Annotated in this window: 14 protein-coding genes and 1 pseudogene; 13 read left to right on the top strand and 2 right to left on the bottom strand. The window is 65.1% G+C overall.

The window, feature by feature from the left end; translation table 11 throughout:
* Nucleotides 1-229: 229 nt before the first annotated feature.
* From ACFX4F_RS13580 to ACFX4F_RS13565, 4 genes are all read left to right on the top strand, one after another.
* The gene (locus tag ACFX4F_RS13580) at nucleotides 230-1,168 is read left to right on the top strand and encodes a nucleoside hydrolase (protein WP_380656104.1); all 939 of its coding nucleotides are present in this window, start codon (nucleotides 230-232) and stop codon (nucleotides 1,166-1,168) included.
* Between the two features lie 87 nt (nucleotides 1,169-1,255).
* Nucleotides 1,256-1,498: a type B 50S ribosomal protein L31 gene (locus tag ACFX4F_RS13575; protein ID WP_010484049.1), complete on the top strand. Its 243-nt coding sequence runs from the start codon at nucleotides 1,256-1,258 to the stop codon at nucleotides 1,496-1,498.
* A gap of 296 nt (nucleotides 1,499-1,794) precedes the next feature.
* A complete protein-coding gene (locus tag ACFX4F_RS13570) occupies nucleotides 1,795-3,072 on the top strand; it encodes a citrate synthase (RefSeq protein WP_033831906.1) in 1,278 nt (425 codons plus the stop codon).
* Between the two features lie 268 nt (nucleotides 3,073-3,340).
* The gene (locus ACFX4F_RS13565) at nucleotides 3,341-4,438 is read left to right on the top strand and encodes a hypothetical protein (RefSeq protein WP_380656101.1); all 1,098 of its coding nucleotides are present in this window, start codon (nucleotides 3,341-3,343) and stop codon (nucleotides 4,436-4,438) included.
* Nucleotides 4,439-4,675: 237 nt separating this feature from the next.
* On the opposite strand, the gene ACFX4F_RS13560 is transcribed toward ACFX4F_RS13565, so the two are convergent.
* Nucleotides 4,676-5,449 (bottom strand): AraC family transcriptional regulator, encoded by a 774-nt coding sequence (locus ACFX4F_RS13560; RefSeq protein ID WP_380656098.1) that lies wholly within the window; start codon nucleotides 5,447-5,449, stop codon nucleotides 4,676-4,678.
* 93 nt (nucleotides 5,450-5,542) lie between these two features.
* Between ACFX4F_RS13560 and ACFX4F_RS13555 the strand changes: the two genes are divergently transcribed.
* The 9 genes and pseudogenes from ACFX4F_RS13555 to ACFX4F_RS13515 all read left to right on the top strand — a co-directional run bounded on the left by ACFX4F_RS13555 (nucleotide 5,543) and on the right by ACFX4F_RS13515 (nucleotide 18,090).
* On the top strand, nucleotides 5,543-6,310 hold the full coding sequence (locus ACFX4F_RS13555; protein WP_380656096.1) for an alpha/beta fold hydrolase: 768 nt from the start codon (nucleotides 5,543-5,545) through the stop codon (nucleotides 6,308-6,310).
* Nucleotides 6,311-6,419: 109 nt separating this feature from the next.
* Nucleotides 6,420-6,785 (top strand): NirD/YgiW/YdeI family stress tolerance protein, encoded by a 366-nt coding sequence (locus ACFX4F_RS13550; RefSeq protein WP_380656093.1) that lies wholly within the window; start codon nucleotides 6,420-6,422, stop codon nucleotides 6,783-6,785.
* A 292-nt stretch (nucleotides 6,786-7,077) separates the two neighbouring features.
* The gene (locus ACFX4F_RS13545; protein WP_099820820.1) at nucleotides 7,078-7,584 is read left to right on the top strand and encodes a CS1 type fimbrial major subunit; all 507 of its coding nucleotides are present in this window, start codon (nucleotides 7,078-7,080) and stop codon (nucleotides 7,582-7,584) included.
* A 51-nt stretch (nucleotides 7,585-7,635) separates the two neighbouring features.
* Nucleotides 7,636-10,359, top strand: coding sequence for a TcfC E-set like domain-containing protein (locus ACFX4F_RS13540; RefSeq protein ID WP_380656091.1), 2,724 nt, complete (start codon nucleotides 7,636-7,638; stop codon nucleotides 10,357-10,359).
* A gap of 20 nt (nucleotides 10,360-10,379) precedes the next feature.
* Complete coding sequence (locus tag ACFX4F_RS13535) at nucleotides 10,380-11,489, top strand: CfaE/CblD family pilus tip adhesin (protein WP_099820900.1); 1,110 nt, start codon at nucleotides 10,380-10,382, stop codon at nucleotides 11,487-11,489.
* Nucleotides 11,490-11,506: 17 nt separating this feature from the next.
* Nucleotides 11,507-12,214 carry a pilus assembly protein gene (locus ACFX4F_RS13530; protein ID WP_099820822.1) on the top strand — a complete coding sequence of 236 codons (708 nt, stop codon included), beginning with the start codon at nucleotides 11,507-11,509 and terminating at the stop codon, nucleotides 12,212-12,214.
* Between the two features lie 62 nt (nucleotides 12,215-12,276).
* Nucleotides 12,277-12,405, top strand: a pseudogene (locus ACFX4F_RS13525) (ESPR domain-containing protein); the annotation flags it as partial.
* A gap of 15 nt (nucleotides 12,406-12,420) precedes the next feature.
* Entirely contained in the window at nucleotides 12,421-17,283 is a 4,863-nt protein-coding gene (locus ACFX4F_RS13520; RefSeq protein WP_380656107.1) for a YadA-like family protein, read from the top strand.
* Between the two features lie 69 nt (nucleotides 17,284-17,352).
* Nucleotides 17,353-18,090 carry a hypothetical protein gene (locus ACFX4F_RS13515; RefSeq protein ID WP_099820824.1) on the top strand — a complete coding sequence of 246 codons (738 nt, stop codon included), beginning with the start codon at nucleotides 17,353-17,355 and terminating at the stop codon, nucleotides 18,088-18,090.
* 76 nt (nucleotides 18,091-18,166) lie between these two features.
* On the opposite strand, the gene ACFX4F_RS13510 is transcribed toward ACFX4F_RS13515, so the two are convergent.
* Nucleotides 18,167-18,811, bottom strand: a complete 645-nt coding sequence (locus tag ACFX4F_RS13510) for a hypothetical protein (protein WP_099820825.1) — start codon at nucleotides 18,809-18,811, stop codon at nucleotides 18,167-18,169.
* Nucleotides 18,812-18,968: the final 157 nt, after the last annotated feature.

Below are 18,968 nucleotides of genomic sequence, written 5' to 3'. Positions count from 1 at the left end.
GTCCGGTGGCGGGGGCGTGAGCCGCATGGATGCGGCGACCGAGCTTACATGGACGTACTTGCAGCGCCCCCCGCCACCGGACCCACCCCGCCATCCCACGGAATGCCCGCTTTTGCCGTTGCCGTCGATTCGGCGGGTGCAGGGCGCCGCCCTGCCGAACCCGAACCCCCATACTTGCAACGGTCATCTTCCCGGTCCACACTTCGTTGCCGATCTGAAGACGGCAACGATGACCAAGAAGATCCCGCTGTTGATCGATACCGACCCCGGTGTCGACGACGCACTGGCCCTGCTGATGGCCTTCGCCGATGAACGGCATGACGTGGTCGCCCTGACCATCGCCGCCGGCAACGTAGGCCTGCAGTACACCGTCCGCAACGCCCTCAAGCTCTGCGACATCGTCGGCCGCGCCGACGTGCCGGTGTTTGCTGGCAGCCCCGATCCGCTGCTGCATCCGTCCGTCGATGCCGCCCACGTGCATGGCCGTGACGGCTATGGCGACGTGGACCTGCCGCCGCCGAGCCGCCAAGCCGACGCCGAGCACGCCGCGCTGGCGATCCTGCGTTTGTCGCACCAGCATGCCGGCGAACTGATGCTGGTGATGCTTGGCCCGCTGACCAACCTGGCGCTGGCCCTGAAGCTTGACCCGACGCTGCCCCAGCGCATCAAGCGCATCGTGGTGATGGGGGGCGCAGTCACCTGCCACGGCAACATCACCCCCGCTGCCGAATTCAACATCGCCTTCGATCCGGAAGCCGCGCATGTGGTGTTCACCGCGTTCCCGCACGTGCTGGTGTCGGACTGGGAAGCCACCGTTGCCCACGGCCTGCCGCTGGCCGAAGCCGAGCAGTGGCTGGGCGCCGATTCCGATCGCGCGCGCTTCTACGAGCTGATCTCGCGCAAGACCCGTGGCCTGTCCGAAGACAGCAAGGGCGGGCGCTGGTACACCGCCGATGCGCTGGCCATGGCCTGGGCGCTGAACCCGGAAGGGCAGCTGCAGGTCGAGTCGCGGCCGCTGAATGTGGAGCTGAACGGAACGTTCAGCCGTGGCGCCACCATCGTCGACTGGAACCGCCAGACCGGCCAGCCGGACAACTGCGATCTGCTGATGGCCTACGACCAGGGGCGTTTCGAGGCCTTGGTGCGCCAGGCCCTGGGTGCGGACTGAGATCCGCCCCGCGCACTGGTTGCCCCGGGCGGCAACCAGTGCTTATAATGCCGCTCTTGACCACCAGCCCATTTACGGTGTGAGCCCATGAAGGCCGATATCCATCCGAACTACCGCGACGTCGTCTTCCATGACGTCACCTCCGATTTCAAGATCCTGACCCGCTCGACCATGGCGACGAAGGAAACCATCAAGTGGGAAGACGGCAACGACTACCCGCTGGTGAAGGTTGAAATTTCCTCGGCTTCGCATCCGTTCTACACGGGCAAGCACAAGGTCATCGACACCTCGGGCCGTATCGACAAGTTCCAGAAGCGCTACGCGCGCTGATACGTCGTACCCGGTTCGAACCGACGGCCGCGCTCTGCGCGGCCGTTTGTTTTTGTCCGACGCCTGCCCAACGGGCGTTTGGATGGACGGAACACTGCGTCCTTGTGACAACGCGTTTGCCGATCCCGGCCGCTCGCTGGCAGGGTGTCGGCTGCCTGTCGTCTACGACTTCTGTCTAGCGCCCGGCAAATGCTGCTGTGCGATAATGACCTGATCCCCGGCACAGGCCGAGGACGTCATTCACGTGCCTGACCAATGCGCTTGGGCAGGCGCCTTCCCATGAAGGAGCGCACACAGTGTCCGATCTTGATCAGGTCACGCTCAACGCCGGCGATAAGTCGGTCGTTCTGCCCGTCATCAAACCCACCCTCGGCAACGACTGCGTCGACATCGCGAAGCTGACCAAGGAAACGGGGTATTTCACCTACGATTCCGGTTTCACCGCGACGGCCAGCTGCAAGTCCGCCATCACCTACATCGACGGCGACAAGGGCGTGCTGCTGTATCGCGGCTACCCGATCGAGCAGCTGTCGGAGAAGTCGAGCTACGTCGAAGTGGCCTACCTGCTGATCAACGGCGAGCGCCCGAGCGCCGAGCAGCTGAAGGCCTTCACCGACGAGCTGGCGGCCGAAGCCAACGTCGATGCGTCGATCAACACCCTGATCGGCAGCTTCGCCAAGGATGCCCATCCGATGGCCATCCTGACCGCCGCCATCGCGCAGCTGTCGGGCATCTACCACGCCTCGCTGGACCTGTCCGACGCCGAACAGCGCCGCCAGGCTGCCGTGCGCCTGATCGCCAAGGTGCCGACCCTGTCGGCGCTGATCTACCGCCACGGCAAGGGCCTGCCGGCCAACAAGCCGGACACCTCGCTGGACTACGTCAGCCGCTTCCTGAAGCAGACCTTCGAGTCGGCCGATGGCAAGTACGAACTGAACCAGGACGTGGTCAAGGCGCTGGACCTGCTGTTCATCCTGCACGCCGACCATGAGCAGAACGCGTCGACCTCGACCGTGCGCCTGGTCGGTTCGACCGGTGCCAACCCGTACGCGTCGGTCGCCGCTGGCGTCACCGCGCTGTGGGGTCCGGCCCACGGCGGTGCCAACGAAGCCGTGCTGAAGATGCTGGAAGAGATCGGTTCGGCCGACAACGTCGAATCGGCCGTGCTCAAGGCCAAGGACAAGACCTCCGGCTTCCGCCTGATGGGCTTCGGCCACCGCGTGTACAAGAACTTCGATCCGCGCGCGAAGGTCATCGGTGAGATGACCGGCAAGGTGCTCAAGCAGCTGGGCGTGCAGGATCCGCTGCTGGACGTGGCCGTGAAGCTGGAACAGGCCGCGCTGCAGGACGAGTACTTCGTCGCCCGCAAGCTGTACCCGAACGTCGATTTCTACAGCGGCATCATCTACAAGGCGCTGCAGATCCCGACCGAAATGTTCACCGTCATGTTCGCCCTGGGCCGTACCTCCGGCTGGGTCTCGCATTGGCTGGAACAGCAGGTCGACCCGGAAATGAAGATCGGCCGTCCGCGCCAGGTCTACACCGGCCACGACGTGCGCGACTACCAGGGCTGATCGCTCTGCGTGGTTTGTGCTGAAGACGCCCCGCGATTGCGGGGCGTTTTTTTTTCGCTTCTGGTAGATGCCAACCTTGGTTGGCAAGCGTTGGACATCCGCAGAAAACCATCCACGCATGGCGTGGATCTACTGCGCCCCGGCTGTTGGCACGATGTCCGCCGCGCCAAGGGCGCGTGATTCAAGGGTCTCATCAGCTTCACAAGCGCTCGCGCAGCCTCAGGACACCAACTGCACCCGCAGCACCTGATACGGAGCGTTCGACCCCATGAGTACCCGATTCGACCCACCCGAGCGCGGCCCGCTTGGTCCCGACGTTGCCACTGTCGTCACCACCCCCATCGTGCCGCCCACCAGCGAAAGCGCGGTGTCCTGGGGCGCCATTTTCGCCGGCGCCGTTGCCGCCGCTGCACTCTCCCTCATCCTGCTCATCCTGGGTGTAGGCCTTGGTCTGTCCTCGGTATCGCCGTGGTCGTTCGAGGGCGTTTCCAAGGAAACCTTCGGCTGGACCAGCGTCGCGTGGCTCACCTTCACCGCGCTGGCCGCTTCCGGTCTGGGCGGCTATCTGGCTGGCCGCCTGCGCACCAAGTGGACGCAGATCCACGGCGATGAAACCTACTTCCGCGATACCGCGCACGGTTTTGTGTCCTGGGCCGTGGCCACGCTGCTCACTGCCGGTCTGCTGACCTCGGCCATCGGTGGCGTGCTGGGCGCCGGCGCAAAGGTGGCCGGTGCCACCGCAGGCGCCGCAGTCTCCACTGCAGGCGTTGCTGCTGCCGGTGTCGGCACGGCGGCTGCCGGCGGTCAGGAAGGCGACCTCAACTACTGGGTGGATTCGCTGTTCCGCAACGCCACCACGCCGGGCCCGGACGCCGCCGGTGCGCCTCCGGCTCCGCCGGCATCGGGCGCAGCACCGGGCAATGGCCCGATGGACCCTGCCGCACCGCCGCCCCCGGCCGCCGCCAGCGTTGGCCCACGTGACGCGCGCACGGCCCCGCCGCCGCCACGTCCGATGCCGGGCAATGGCCCGATGGGTGACCGCCGCGAAGTGCGTGCCGAAGTGAACCGCATCATCGTCAACAGTCTGCAGGGAGATGGCCTGGACCCGGCCGATACCCAGTACCTGTCGCAGCTGATCGCGCGCGAGACGGGCATGAGCCCGGCCGAAGCGCAGGCCCGTGTGACCGAGGTGCAGACCCGCATGCGTGCTGCGCTGGAAAAGGCCAAGACCACCGCCAAGCAGGCTGCCGATGATGCCCGCAAGGCCACGGCGTATGCCGCGCTGTGGCTGTTCATCACCCTGCTGATCGGCGCGTTCTTCGCCAGCCTCAGCGCCACCTGGGGCGGCCGTCGCCGCGACCTGTAATCCGCATCTGATGCAAGGAGACCTGCCATGAAGACGCTTCTGCTCTGGTTCCTGGGCGTACCGATTCCGTTGTTGATCCTGTACGCGATCTTCTTCTGAGAGCGTGTTGTTGAGTAATACCCATCAGGCCGCCGCAAGGCGGCCTGATGCCACCCGGTTGTGCGTGAGCATGTGTAGCGTCGAGCCATGCTCGACCCATGCGCGAAGCGCGCACGGCAGCCAGACGCAGGCCTGGTGCTACGCCTCCGCGTACCGGCTCGGCGAACATCCCAGCACACGCCGGAAGGCCGCAGAAAACGCACTGGGGCTTGCATAGCCCAGGTCCAGCGCGACACGCGTCACCGCCTGGCCCTGTCCCAGCCGCTCGATGGCCACCAGCAGGCACACCTGTTGCCGCCACTCGGCAAAACCTACCCCGGTATCGGCGCGGAACAGGCGCGTGAACGTGCGCCGGCTCATGCCCGCGTCGGCGGCAACGTCATCAAGGCGGGTTGCCAGCGAGGGCGTATCGAACAGGGCACGACAGACACGTGCAAGGCGTGCATCGGCAGGTAGCGGTGCATGCAGGGAAAGTGCCGGCATCGATGCGATTTCCGCCACCAGCAACTGCATCAGTTTGCCTGCATGCCCGTCTTCGTCGTACAGCGGAGGCAGGTCCACCGCCGCCTCCAGCAGCTGCTGCAGCAGCGCAGAGACCGCGTACACCCGGCAGTGCTCTGGCAGCGCCCCTGCGTCGGCCGCCTCGGCGGAGAGAAAGGCGTTGAGCATCGTTACCGGCCCCCGCATGGTCATCTCATGCGCCAGGCCTGCAGGCACCCAGCAGGCGCGCCGTGGCGGAACCAGCCAGCGCCCCTGCGGCGTGGCCACACTGATGGTGCCGCGCGCTGCAAACGCGAACTGCCCGCGCCGGTGAGCATGGCGGGGAAACGTGAACTCGGCGGCGTAGTCGTTCGAGGTGACCACGACATCGCGTGGCAGGTCTTCGTAGGGGTCAAGCAGCGAGTCGCGCATGGCCCGGATTCTATAGCGATTGACCCGTCATCGACGGTGCCAGTGAGGTGCGCTGCCTAGCATCGGGGATTCCCCCAACCGCACTGGAATCCCATGGCCAATACCTTTCATCGCGTGGGGCACGGATCACACCCTGTCCTGGTCCTGCATGGCTGGTTCGGCGACGCGCATGCGTTCGCGCCGATCGAGCCCTGGCTGTCGCGCGACGACTTCAGCTACCTCTTCATGGACTGTCGTGGCTACGGCGGCATGCGCGATGCGCCCGGCGCGTACACCATCGACGAGATTGCATCCGATGCACTGGATCTGATGACTGGCCTGGGCCACGAACGCTTCAGCGTGGCAGGTCATTCCATGGGCGGCATGGCCATTGAACGTATGGCGGTGCTTGCGCCGGAACGGGTGCGCGGCATGGTGGCCATTGCGCCGGTGCCCTGCGGCGGCATTGCCTACGACGCCGCGACGCGAGGCCTGCTTGAAGCCGCAGCCGGGGACGTAAGCATCCGTCGGGCCATCATCGATCGCAGTACCGGCGGACGGCTGCCGGCGCAATGGCTCGACTGGAAGGCTGCGTACTCGGCGGCACATGCTTCACCTGCGGCATTTGCCGCCTATCTTCCAGCGTGGGCGGATACCGATTTCAGCAATGAGATCGTCGGCACTCATCGGTTGAAGGTGCTGGTAGGTGGCCACGATCCCACCTTCAACCGTGCACTGATGGAGCGCACCTGCCTGCGCCGTTACCGGCAGGCCACGATGGAGGTTCTGGAGGAGGCCGGGCACTACCCGATGAACGAGACGCCGCTGGCCCTGGTGGCGGCCATGGAGTCGTTCCTGAAAGACGCGTCGGGTCCGGAATGAATGGCTTCTGACATGGGATGTCGTTTTCACATCTTTTCGGATCTATTGCATGGGCATCACATTCGAGGCGATAGAACCTGAGGGTACTTATCCCTGCATGGAGAACACCATGAACCGACGACTCACCCTCGCGCTCTTTGCTGCCTCCTTGAGCCTGCTCAGCGCTGGCGCCTTTGCCCAGTACACCGGCCCGGGCGCCACCAGTGCCGTCACCACGGTTGCCGAAGCACGCGACCAGCGTGACGACCAGCCGGTGGTGCTGCAGGGCACGCTGGTGGCCAAGATCGGCCATGAGCGCTACCGCTTCAAGGACGCTACCGGCGAAATCGATGTGGAAATCGACGACAAGGATCTGCCCAGCCACCAGGCCGTCAGCGCGACCACCGTGGTGGAGCTGCACGGTGAAGTGGACACGCACCGCTTCAAGCCCACCGACATCGACGTGGATCATGTGCGGATCGTCAGCACGCGTTGAGGCGACGGCGCGGCACACAGGCGACGAGCATGGTTCGACTCGGCACAGTGCATGCCGCGCAATGAGGGTTGTTGCAAAGACCGGATGAGGAAATTTGCATAACCCTCAAACATTGAACGCCTTCAAGGAATCTTCTTAACGTTCAGTTATTTAGGAAAGCTTGAATGGCCGGTGCGGGGTAGGCATACCTACCATTCTCTCGTCGGCCGCACCCACCTCTGCGGACGGCGCTTCCCTCCCTTTCTCCTTGGGGAGGGGAGCTTTCATATCCCCCTGTCCGAGAGAGACACACATGCACGCCATTCTGAAGAAGGCCACGCTCGCTGCAGCGTTGGCCACCGTTTCGCTGTCCGCCCATGCCTTCGACGCCGACATCAAGGTCTGGGCCAGCGTCGACCCGACCCTGGCCATGCTGAAGGCCGACGGCACCGCGCTGGATTCGGTGGTGAACCTGGTCCACAACCCGGTCAACGGCCTGGTGCCGTGGTCGCAGCAGGTGCGTATCTACTCCAACGATATCGACCAGGACATCGAAGTGCGCGTCGGCAGCGCGCCGCAGCTGCTGCACACCTCGGGCGCTGGCGCCCCGGTGCCGCTGACCGTCAGCCTCAACGGCAAGGCATTGACCGTGGCCGCGCAGGACTTCCTTGCCTCCGACCTATTCGATGGCGCGCTGCCGGGCGCATCGATTCCGATGCCGCTGCGTATCGCGCAGACCAACCAGGCGCCGATCACTGCCGGTGGCCAGTACGAAGGCATCGTCACCATCGCCATGCAGCAGAAGACCACCAGCCCGTAAGGCGCCCGCGCCGGCCCGCATGCCGGGCCGGCCGCTTCCGGTAACACCCCCATGAAATCTCCCGCACCCGCCGTCACCCGGCTGGCGGTCGCGCTCGCCCTGTCGTTGGCCACGCCCCTGGTCGCGGCGCGCGGCGTTCCCGCCGGTTTCGAGGATCTGGTCGAAGGCCAGACCGAACAACTTGAGGTGCGCCTGTTCGGTCGTTCGACCGGGCTGGTGCCGGTGCGCGTGACCCTGGAACACGTGCAGCTGGAGGCCCCGGCCGAGGCGCTGCAGGCATTGCAGTTGCCCGCCGAGGCACAGGCGGCGTTGTTGCCAGCGCTGTCGCAACCACTGCCGCGCAACAGTCACCTGGCCTGCCGTTACGGCGGCGCCAGTGCCGGTTGCGGGTACATCGATCCCCCCGAGGAGCCCACCGCCGTGCGCGCGCTGTATGACGAAGGCGAGGGCGCCGTGCGCCTGTTCGTCGCCCGCCAATGGATTCCCGGCGAACCGGCCGCCGAGCGCTACCACCAGGTCAGCGCCAATGCCGAAAACGCCTTTCTGCACCAGCACACGTTCAATGTCAGTGGCGGCCGTGGCTACCAGTCGCTGGCCGCACAGGGCATGGGCGCGTTGGGCGTGTTCCAGCGCGGCCACCTGTCCGCCGACTGGACCTTCAGCCAGCAGCACTACCGCGGTGGCCGTGCCCGCCGTGATTTCCAGCTGGACAACACCTACTACCGTCATGACCTGGGCCAACAGCACTACCTGCAGGCCGGGCGCATGGACCGCCGCAACCTGAGCAGCCCGCAGGGCGGCACCTTCAGTTTCAGCATGCTGCCGATGGACCGCTTCCAGGGCCTGCGCCTGGGCACCACGCAGGCCTACGTGGATTCCGCTGCCGCCGTGCAGGCCACGCCGTTTACCGTGCTGCTGGCACGCGATGCACGCGTGGATGCCTTCGACGGCGAGCGCCTGCTGCAGACCTTCTACCTGCAGGCGGGCATCAACCAGCTCGACACGCGCCGGTTCCCGCTGGGCAACTACACCATCACCCTGCGCATCTACGAAGACGGCGTGCTGGTGCGCAGCGAGGACGCGCCGTTCGACAAGGGCGGCGACTGGACCGACAGCAGCGTGCAGTGGTTCCTGCAGGGCGGCCGCCGCAACGAGCGCCGCAGCGACCGCTTCGACGGCGAGCTGGCGGCGATGGGCGGCGTGCGCGTGCCGATGTCGCGCAACGTGGCGGTGACGGCCGGCCTCGCCGACCTGGGCGGTTTCAGCTATGGCGAACTGCGGCTGGACCTGCGCCATGTGTTCGCCACCCAGGAGATCCGCGGCACGTTCAGCGGCATGCACGGCAGTGATGGCAGTCGTGGCCAGCAGCACCAGCTGTCTTACCGCCGCCGTGCCTCGTGGAATGTGTACCACCAGCGCATGCGTGGTCGCGCCTGCCAGTTCGAGGACGACGCGCGCGACCGGCTGGGCTGTGCCGACTCGCTCAGTGCCTCGATGGCGCTGCCGGTGGCTGGCGGCAACGCCTACGTGGCCTATACCCGCCGCCAGACCTGGCGCGCAGGCACCGTGCAAACGGGGCTGGGGGATGATCCGCTGGCCGGGCTCGACCCGCTGTTGCCGCCGTGGATTCCACAGCCCACGCGCGTGCCGCAGCTCAGCCGCACCTGGCAGGCCAGCTACAGCCGCAGCCAGCGCTGGGGCGAGTTCAGTGTCTCCAGCCGCATCGGCGTGTGGCAGCAGACCAATGGCGGTGGCCTGCGCGATGGCCGTGACCGCGGCATCTATTTCAACTTCAGCCTCAACCGCCTGCAGCGCGGTGATCGCGGCAGCTCGCAGCGGCGCTACGGTGTGGACGTGCGCCAGCCGCAGCACGCGCGGCCCGACGTCAATTACAGCGCCGGCCAGACCCTGCGCCAGGACTACGAAGACCAGTACCGCGAAGTGTCTGGCGAACTACGCGGCAACAACAACGAACGCTACAGCGCCACGCTGAGCGGGCAGCTGCAGAACCGCATCGGCCAGACCGGCGCTACGGTATCGCGCTATCAGCACCAGGGTGGCAACGAGGTGGCGTACAGCGCCACGCACAGTTCCGGCCTGGCCATCGGCTCTCGCGGGCTGTACTGGGGCGCAGGCGTGGGCGCCGATGCCGGGCTGGCGGTGCAGGTGGATGGCACCGACGACCTGGATCTGACCGGCGTGGCCGCCGAACTGCAGGTAGGCGGGCTGCGCCGGCAGCGCCTGAAGCTGGGCGAACGTCGCCTGCTGCCGATTTCCGCCTACCAATCGCACCGCGCCGAAGTGCAGGACGCCAGCGCACTGGACAGCATCGCGGCCGTGCGCGTGAGCGGTGTGGGGGGGGCGCGCCCGCTGTTCCTCTCGCCCGGGCGGCTGGTGCGCATGCCGGTGCCGATTGAGGTGACCTACACCTTCATCGGCAACGCCCACGACATCGCCGGTGCACCGCTGCGCGGCGCCCGCATTCTCAACGCGCCGGTGCCCGGCACCGGCAGCAATGGAGGCTTCGTGGCCGACTTCCCACGACGCGAAAAGACCCTGTACCTGCTGCAGGACGACCGGCTGCTGCACTGTCCGCTGCAGGTACGTGAGCGCCGCAGCGTGGTGATGCTGGTGGGTACCGTGCAGTGCGAGCCATTGGCCGTGGCGCAGCTGCCGGCCGACATCCGCCATCAGGCACGGGTGACGCGACTGCTGCAGGAGCAGGCATTGATTGCCGCCACGCCGCAGACCGCGGCCGCGGGAGGTGCGCAGTGAGCCGGCGGGTGTGGTGGGTGATGGCGGTGCTGTGTGCGCTGGTCGTGTTGGCGCCAAGGGCGATGGCGCAGCGACCGCCTGATCAAGATCCGATTGATATCAGTCAGGACATCAGCATGGCTTGGGACCGCTCATCGATACCAGGCGACATCGAACTGCTGCCACGGCGGACGCTCCTAGCCTACGAGAGGGCGCTGACTCTGTCATATGGGCAGCTATACATGACGTGCTCCTCAAACTCTAACTCGTCTTCAGGAAGATGCCCGGAGTCAGATACGGGGGAACTGCCGTCAGGGAAGAGTAGTGCGATTCCGCTTCGCTTCACTGAGCAGCGGAGTGGAATGGAGATTGATGTCGAAGCGCGTGGCGACCTGTTTCGCATTGCAGCAACTCCTGCATGTGAGTCGGACTACTGGGCCACGACACCCAGGCCACTATGGTCTTCAAGTGCTCCAGAGTGCAACTTCCTGATGCCCGCAGGAACTGGCGCCGAAATTCGCATACCGGCATCCGAACTGGAGAAGTTGGTTGCGGGTCGATGGACGGCACGTCTGGTACTTGCGTTAAGGAAACCTCCACATCAGCAGCTCGCGACCTACTCGTTCAAGTTCGACTTCACCATCACCGACTACAACGCAGTCTCCATCTACTTCCCGCTCTTCGATCAGGTTACTCCACACGTCGGCCTGAACCTGCAGTACGACCCGCTTGCACAGACCGTCGGCGGCCGAACCCAACTCGACATGTGCCTGTATGACGGACTGGGCTCGCAGAGCCAGTACCTGGGCGTCACCGTGCGCGACAGTGGACCACGCCCCCCAGGACCGTCGGGCTACTCGGTCTGGCACACCGATGGTGGCAGCGATGCCACGCAGCGCGTGGACTACACCGTCACCCTCGATCACAACGGCAGCGCTCTGCCCATGCGCAACGGCGTGGAGCAGCAGCTGCACGGCATCGACACCGCAAAGCTGCGCCTGGTGCTGCTGCCCGGCATGACCCAGCCGGTGTTCTGCGTGCCCACGCCACTGGTGCTGGAAACCCCTCGCGTGCCGGTCAGCAGCAAGCGCCCCGGCTACTACGACGGCGATCTCAAGGTGGAACTGCGCGTTCCCACTGCCACGCCCTGATTCCCACGGAGCCCCCGATGAAGCCTCTCATTCGCTGCCTGCTTCCCTTGTCGCTGCTGATGGCGGTGCCTGCCCACGCCAACCTCACGGTGCATCCAATGCGCACGTCGGTGGACGTGAAGAAGGGCGCACAGATCCGCATCTATTCGCAGTCCACCCAGCCGCAGTACGTGCAGGCCTCGATCAAGCGCATCGTCGACCCGGCCGGTGCAGAAGAACACGAGGTTGAGGTCGAGCCTGGCGAAGCAGCCATCGCCATCACGCCCGGCAAGTTCGCGCTGGCCGGTGGTGGCAATCGACTGATCCGGGTGATTCCGCTGCAGCCGGTCGAAAAGGAAACCGCCTACCGCGTCTACTTCGAAGGCGTGCGTGGCCCCGAAGGCGTTGAGCACGCAGGCGAGGGTGAGCGCGCACAGGCCAATGTCGGCGTCAGCCTGGTCTGGGGCGCGCTGGTCAATGTGCTGCCCGCGCAGCCGGCCATGGCGATGCAGGTGGAAGGAAACCGCCTGCGCAACACCGGCACGGTGCGTGTCGGCATCACCAGCATTGCTGATTGCGATGGCGCGCGCTGCACCGCGCACGACGTGTCGCAAAGCCTGTATCCCGGCAGTGCATTGGAACTGCCTTTCCCCGTGCAGCCCGGGCACACGCTGCAACTGCGTTACCGCCTCACCCGCGATGGTCATCGCGAACACGTACAGACCCTGGCGCCCAGCGCCGGGTGATCACCAGCCCCGCCGGGTTCTCTGGTGGGGCATCTCTTCGCACCCTCAGTTAAGGAGATTCAATGAATCGCATATATCGTCGTCTGTGGAATCGAGCCCGGCAGTGCTGGGTAGTGGCCAGCGAACTTACCTCCTCACGTTGCCGGTTGTCGCAGTCTGGGCCGCGGACAAGCGCTCTTCTGCTGATGATGTTGGCGTCGCCCGTCATGGCAGATGAAGCGACTGCTGACGGGGACGAGGCATGGTCACAGTGGCTGATGCTGAACTCGCTAGCACACACGGGCTGGTCGCCGCTCTCGAATACTGGGGTGCAGGGCGTAATCAAGGGGCAGGTGTATGGCAACACGACGGCCAGCAACTGGAGCATTGTGACCGCAGCTGAAACAATGGCACTAGGGGGCGAGGCGGGTGCAAACGGCTATGGCAGCTTGGCGGCGGGGATCAAGAGCCGCGCCAACGGAAAGCACGGCGTAACTCTGGGAAACTTCGCCGAGGGACACGGTGATAACAGTACTTCGATCGGATTCAGTGCAAGGGTGATTAACGGAGGCTACGGTACGGCTGTTGGTGCCATGACCGAAGCTAAGGGAACTGGTGCCACTGCGCTGGGAAACAATGCCAAGGCTCGCACCGAGAACTCCATTGCCGTGGGAAGTGGGTCCATGACTGACGCCGGGGCAGGCATCTCAAAGATTGCTATCGGCGGCAATGCGTACGCAGGAACCGGCGGATTCACCGGCGCGATCGCAATCGGTGGTGAATCCAACTCCGGCTACGACGGGGTGGCGCTCGGCTACGGTGCGAAGGCCGAGAAATCCGGCAGCCTTGCATTGGGATCCCATTCGTTGGCCAGTGAATCCAATACCGTCTCGGTGGGCAATGGCAGCACCAAGCGGCGTATCGTGAATGTGGCCGATGCACGCCTGTCGACAACCAGTACTGACGCGGTGACAGGCAAGCAGTTGAATGCCACGAACACGAATGTAGCCAGCGCGCAGACGGCCGCCGCCGCGGCGAAGACCGCCGCCACCGCCGCCCAGTCCACGGCCAATACGGCAAACACCAACGCCACCACAGCACTGAACAAGGCCAATGCAGTCAGCGGCCTGGTCAGCCAGGTATCGGCCAGCGGCAATGTACGCCTGGGCGGTGAGAACACCGGCACCGTGCTGGACGTGCGCAACAAGTCCAATGCCAACCGCCGGCTCACCGGGCTGGCAGATGCCGCGCTGACCACCTCCAGTACCGAGGCGGTCACGGGCAAGCAGCTCACTGCAACCAACGCCAATGTCAGCAAGGCGCAGGTAGCGGCTGATGCAGTGACTGCGCGGCTGAATGCCAGTGCCGTGGCACTGGGCGCGGGCGCTGTGGCAGAGCAGGTGAGCTATGGCATCAGCACGGCACTGGGCAACAACGCCAAGGCCTACAACGGCAAGAGCGTCGCCATGGGCGCGGACGCTCGCGCGACGGTGGATGACGCGGGCAACAAGATCAGTGGCAACGGAGGGGTGTCGATCGGTGCTGGCACCCGCAGCGGCAACGGTGCGGTGGCGCTTGGGCTGGATGCTGTCGCAACGGGTGATCGAGGTGTTGCCGTCGGTCATGAGGCGTCCGGCAAAGGCACGCACGCAACGGCTCTAGGCTTCCAGAGCAACGCGTCGGCCAACCAGGCCACGGCCGTTGGGCGCGGAGCCGTTGCCAGCAGCCTGTATGCCTCGGCCGTAGGCAATCAGGCGAGTGCCACGGCGCAGAGCGCATTGGCCCTCGGTGATCGCGCCAGTGCGACACATGCGGGCGCGGTTGCGCTCGGCAATGGCTCAGCCACGACTGCAACCGATCAGGTCTCGGTGGGCAACGGCTCGTTGAAGCGCAAAGTGGTCAACGTGGCCGATGGCGCCTTGAGTACGTCCAGCAGTGAAGCGGTGACTGGCAAGCAGCTGCATGCCACCAATACCAGCATGGCGGCGGTGAAGGTGACTGCAGACGGCGCGCAGGCGCGGGTGGCGGTACTGGATGGCCTGGTGGGGCAGGTGTCGGCAAGCGGCAACGTGCGGCTGGGCGCAGACAACACCGGCACCGTCGTCGACGTTGCCAACAAGGCCGGTACCAAGCGCAGGCTGCAGAATCTTGCCAATGGCGTGCTCAGCACGTCCAGCACGGATGCAGTGACCGGGCAGCAGCTCAATGCCACCAACAGCGAAGTGACCAGCGTGCGCACGGCGGCAACTGCAGCGAAGACAGCGGCCGACGCCGCCCGTGGCGTGGCCGATGGCGCTGTGCAGAAGGCTGATGCCTTGGGCGGACTAGTGGGTCAGGTATCTGCCAGTGGCAATGTCCGCCTGGGTGCAGAAAACACTGGGACCATCGTGGATGTCGCGAACAAGAGCGGTGGCAAGCGACGCATCTACAACATCGCCAACGGCACGCTTGGCGCGGGCAGCACGGATGCGGTGACCGGGCAGCAGCTGTTTGCAACCAACGCCTTGGTGGAGACGCAGCGACAGGCCTTGGCCGGGCATGCGCAGCAGCTGACGGATCACGACGGACGTATCGCTGACAACCGGGTCGAGGTCGATGCGCTGCGTGCGGACTTCGACAACTTCGATCCGGATCTGGATGGTGTGGTGAAGTTCAGTGCTGACCGCCGGTTGGTGGACATGGAGGGCGCCCGCGTATCGGGTGTGGCCGCGGGGGATATCAGTTCTGCGACCAGTACGGATGCGGTGAATGGTGGGCAGTTGTTTGCTACGAACCAGAAGATCTCGGCACTGGAAGGGGCCGGTAGGTTCATTGCTGTAGGTGCTGGTGGCGATCAGGAGAAGGCGTCGGCGGGAAGATTCTCTGTAGCCATCGGAGATTCTGCATCGGCGTCCGTCTCTGGTGAGGGAGGAGTCGCGGTTGGGGGCTACGCCGTTGCGGGTGGTACCAACTCTGTCGCAATAGGGCGAGCTGCTTCGGTTCGTGACGGTGCGACCGGCGCCTTCGCACTCGGAGTCAGGTCATTGGTGGAGGCTGAAGGGGGGCTTGCAGTTGGTGCTGAAAGCCGCGTGCAGTATGGGGCGCTTGACAGCGTGGCTATTGGTAGCCGCTCCTTGGCGTCGGAAGAGTTTACTGTTTCATTCGGTCATGACGATCTTCAGCGTCGGCTTGTTAACGTCGGTAGAGGCATCGGCGATTCCGATGCAGTGACCATCAGCCAGCTTGCCGAATCCGTATCAGGGCTGGGTGGTGGCGCAGGTCTGGATGGGAATGGATCTTTCATCTCCCCGACCTATGGCGTACAGGGCAGTACGCAGAATAATGTCGGAGACGCCCTCGCTGCACTCGACGGTGCAGTGGTCAGGTCAGATAGTCGTGTAGAGAGCATCGAAGGCCAGTTGCGCGCGACGTTCCAGCAGTCACCCTCGATCCGGGCGGATGGAGTTGGGCAGCTGAATCTGGCAGGCGCGCAAGGCATGGTTCTGTCGAATCTGGCCGATGGGCGTATTGCCGCAGGTAGCCGTGATGCGGTGACGGGTAGTCAGCTGTACGGAGCGAAGCAGGAGATCGCGCGGAACAGGAGTGATCTCGACGCACTCCGCGACGCAGCAAACTCCGACGTTGCCGTTGCCGTTGCCGCCAGCGCTGGTGGCGTAATCGACTTCGGTGGCGCGAACCTTACAGGTGTAGCCGATGGGAGGCTGTTGCCCGAGGGCAAGGATGTTGTGAACGGGGGGCAGTTGTATGCAACCAATTCCAGAGTCGTAAGTTTGGAAGAGCGCACAGAAATGCTAGCGGTCGGATCGGAACTGCATAGGGAGCGCGCTGAGGCGGGAATCTACGGTGTTGCTCTCGGTAATGGCGCTCAGGCTTCGATGGATTCTGAAGGTGGGACTGCAGTTGGCAGCTATACAAGCGCGCTAGGGAAGAACTCTGTTGCCCTGGGGCGTGGCGCGTATGTCAGTTCTTTCGCGGAAAACGGATATGCGCTGGGCGCAGGTGCGAGAGTAGACCAGAGCGGGGGAGTTGCATTGGGAAGCTATGCAATCGTCACGGAGGATGCTTTGGAGTCCGTCGCTCTCGGCGCCTATTCATATGCTTCAGAAAGGGGAGTGATTTCCTTTGGCAATGATTCGCTCAAGCGTAGATTGACCAATGTCGCTCATGGGGTCGCTCAGCATGACGCAGCCACCATCGGCCAGCTCCGCGGCGCCCTATTCACACTCGGCGGAAACATCGACGCCAACGGCAACGTCACCACCCCCGGCTTCACCGTCCAGGGCCAGCACCAGAGCACCGTCAACGACGCACTCACCACGCTGGACTCCGCCGTAGTCACCACCGGCTCCCGCATGGACCGCGTCGAAACCCAGCTCCGCTCGGTCTTCCAGGAAGCCCCTTCCACGCGCAGCGACGGCACCCACCAGCTCACCCTGGCGGGCGCCAACGGCATGGTCATCTCCAACGTGGCCAACGGCCTGATTGCCGCCGGCAGCCGCGAGGCGGTCAACGGTGGCCAGCTGCACGCCGTGCAGCAGCAGCTCAATGGCCGCATGGATGGTCTGGAGCAGCGCGTGGATGGCCAGCCGCAGTCGCGTGCGGTGGCTACCGCTTCCGCTGCGCCGACCGAACAGGTCACGCCGACGCCGGAAGCCAGTGATTCGCCGCAGGTGGCCTCGGCAGGCGAGGGCACGTCGCCTACGCCGCAGCCGAAGTCGAAGCAGGACGACACGCCGTCGCCCGCGCCGCAGGTCGATACCGCTGAACTGGAGAAGATGCTGGCCCGCGCCAATGAGTACACCGATGGCGCCATCAGCAACTTCGAGCGTCGCCTGGACAAGATGGACAAGCGCTTCAACCGCATGGCGGCGATGAGCAGTGCGCAGACGGCCATGGCCATGAACACCGCTGGCCTGGCCACCTACAACCGCCTCGGCGCGGGCGTGGGCTACGCCGAGGGCGAGTCGGCCATGGCGGTGGGCTACCAGCGCGTACTCAACGACAAGGGCTCAGCCACCTTCAGCCTCAATGGTGCGTTCACTAACAGCGGTGAACGCACCATGGGCGTGGGTGTGGGCATCGGCTGGTAAGCCATGACGCCCCGGCGTGGTGCGCGTAACGAGCCCCGCCGCGCCGGGGCCATTGCAGAGGAAATTGCGATGTACAACTTCATGAGCCGCTTCATGACCTACCGGCGCTACTACGTCTGGCGCGCCCGCATCCGCTACGTCACCCACGACATGGATACGTGGACGCTGGCATGTCTGCTGCTGATGATCTGCATGGGGCTGATGGTGTGGGGGTTCTGGCGCGTGCTGAACGTGCCGCAGCCGCGCATCCACCCGCAGGCCGCGGCCGTGCGGGTGGAAGTGCTGACCGATGAGGCGATCCATCGCATCGTGCTGGTGCGCCACGGCGGCACGACGCCGGGTGATCCCTTCTACAGTGCCGCGGAGATCCGCGGCAGCACCCAGCGCACGTTGCGGGTGCGGCAGACACTGCAGGACCCGGTGGCGATGAAGCTGCAGGCGGACATGTACGCCGACATCGCCGACTACATCAACGCGACCGGTGCGTGCATGCCTTTTCCCTGCCGGCGGGTGAGTTTCCGCATCGAACAGCTGCAGCGGTCGGGGCGCGAGAGCGCCGTACGCAACAAGGCCCTGGCCGAGATCCTGCAGGTGCCGTGGTACCTGGTGCCGAACCTTGATGGCGAACGCATGCGTGTACGCAGTGGTTGGGCGGATGATTTCCAGGATGTGTATTCGCACGCCTGGAACCTGCATGACCTGCAGAAGATGCACGCACGCATGATGGCCGAGTATCCGCATCGTGCCGCAGTGCCGTGGTTGGCGCGATTGGCCACCCCGTCCGAGGAACAGCTGATCTTCCAATAGCGCCGAGCGGTGCTCGGCTGCTCTCCGCGCAGATCGCGGCAGCGCTGAGCCGAGCATGGGCTCGGCTCTGCACCGGTCACCCGCCGATGTAGGCGGTGATCTCCATCTCGGCCAGCAGCTGCCGCAGCTGCGTGGCCGACGCCCGGCGCATGGGTTTTTCATCCACCGGCGACAGCGGTGCCTGGCGCAGGGCGTCATAGGGCAGCACCGCGAGGTCGAAGGTCAGTTCTTCGGCACTGAACACCCACACCGGCACGTCCAGGTTGCGCTCGCGGTCCAGCCGCAGGCGTCGCGTACGCGATTCGGCGGGAATGCGATGCTCCTCCAGGAAGCGATGCACGGCCTCCGGGTCGTCACTGTGCAGGTGCAGCTGTACGGGGCTGTTGGCATCAGCAGTGCCATCCAGCACGGGCCCGGCCAGGCGCGGCGAGAAGCCGTGCAGGAACTCCAGCGCACGCAACGCGGACTCGCGCCGCCGCTGCAGTTCGTTGCCGTGTTGTGGGCCGGCGAACAGCCGCTGGTATTCGCGCAGCGCCTGTTCGATCTCGACGTTGCGGGGCAGCGAGGCATCGTCGTGGATGCCAAGACGGCTGGCAGCCTTGAGCTTGGCCTGGTGGAAGTCGCGGATTCCGCCTTCGGCCATCAGCCGGGCGGCTTCGTGGGCGAGGCGATGACGCCGTTCGCGGGTCTGGCTGGCAGCATGCTGGTGAGCGCGGTGCATGCGATGACTCCCTGTTGCGACCTGGCTACAGACTAGCGCAGGCATGTGACATCTGCGTGGGTATTTCACGGAGGTGCCAACGAGGGTTGGCGTTTACCCGAGCAAGAGGGTGCCGTTGATGCTGTAGAGCCGAGCCTATGCTCGGCTGCTCTACCGC

Source organism: Stenotrophomonas sp. YIM B13575, from assembly GCF_042787595.1.
In the GTDB taxonomy this organism is placed as follows: Bacteria; Pseudomonadota; Gammaproteobacteria; order Xanthomonadales; family Xanthomonadaceae; genus Stenotrophomonas; species Stenotrophomonas lactitubi_B.
This window is presented reverse-complemented; position numbering and strand designations above follow the sequence as displayed.

Excerpts from the sequence above, each read along its gene's own strand:
- ACFX4F_RS13560 (WP_380656098.1), bottom strand. The coding sequence starts at position 5,449 with ATGCGCGACTCGCTGCTTGACCCCTACGAAGACCTGCCACGCGATGTC.
- ACFX4F_RS13575 (WP_010484049.1), top strand. The coding sequence starts at position 1,256 with ATGAAGGCCGATATCCATCCGAACTACCGCGACGTCGTCTTCCATGAC.
- ACFX4F_RS13515 (WP_099820824.1), top strand. The coding sequence starts at position 17,353 with ATGTACAACTTCATGAGCCGCTTCATGACCTACCGGCGCTACTACGTC.
- ACFX4F_RS13555 (WP_380656096.1), top strand. The coding sequence starts at position 5,543 with ATGGCCAATACCTTTCATCGCGTGGGGCACGGATCACACCCTGTCCTG.
- ACFX4F_RS13510 (WP_099820825.1), bottom strand. The coding sequence starts at position 18,811 with ATGCACCGCGCTCACCAGCATGCTGCCAGCCAGACCCGCGAACGGCGT.
- ACFX4F_RS13565 (WP_380656101.1), top strand. The coding sequence starts at position 3,341 with ATGAGTACCCGATTCGACCCACCCGAGCGCGGCCCGCTTGGTCCCGAC.
- ACFX4F_RS13540 (WP_380656091.1), top strand. The coding sequence starts at position 7,636 with ATGAAATCTCCCGCACCCGCCGTCACCCGGCTGGCGGTCGCGCTCGCC.
- ACFX4F_RS13580 (WP_380656104.1), top strand. The coding sequence starts at position 230 with ATGACCAAGAAGATCCCGCTGTTGATCGATACCGACCCCGGTGTCGAC.
- ACFX4F_RS13535 (WP_099820900.1), top strand. The coding sequence starts at position 10,380 with ATGGCGGTGCTGTGTGCGCTGGTCGTGTTGGCGCCAAGGGCGATGGCG.
- ACFX4F_RS13530 (WP_099820822.1), top strand. The coding sequence starts at position 11,507 with ATGAAGCCTCTCATTCGCTGCCTGCTTCCCTTGTCGCTGCTGATGGCG.
- ACFX4F_RS13545 (WP_099820820.1), top strand. The coding sequence starts at position 7,078 with ATGCACGCCATTCTGAAGAAGGCCACGCTCGCTGCAGCGTTGGCCACC.
- ACFX4F_RS13520 (WP_380656107.1), top strand. The coding sequence starts at position 12,421 with ATGGCAGATGAAGCGACTGCTGACGGGGACGAGGCATGGTCACAGTGG.
- ACFX4F_RS13550 (WP_380656093.1), top strand. The coding sequence starts at position 6,420 with ATGAACCGACGACTCACCCTCGCGCTCTTTGCTGCCTCCTTGAGCCTG.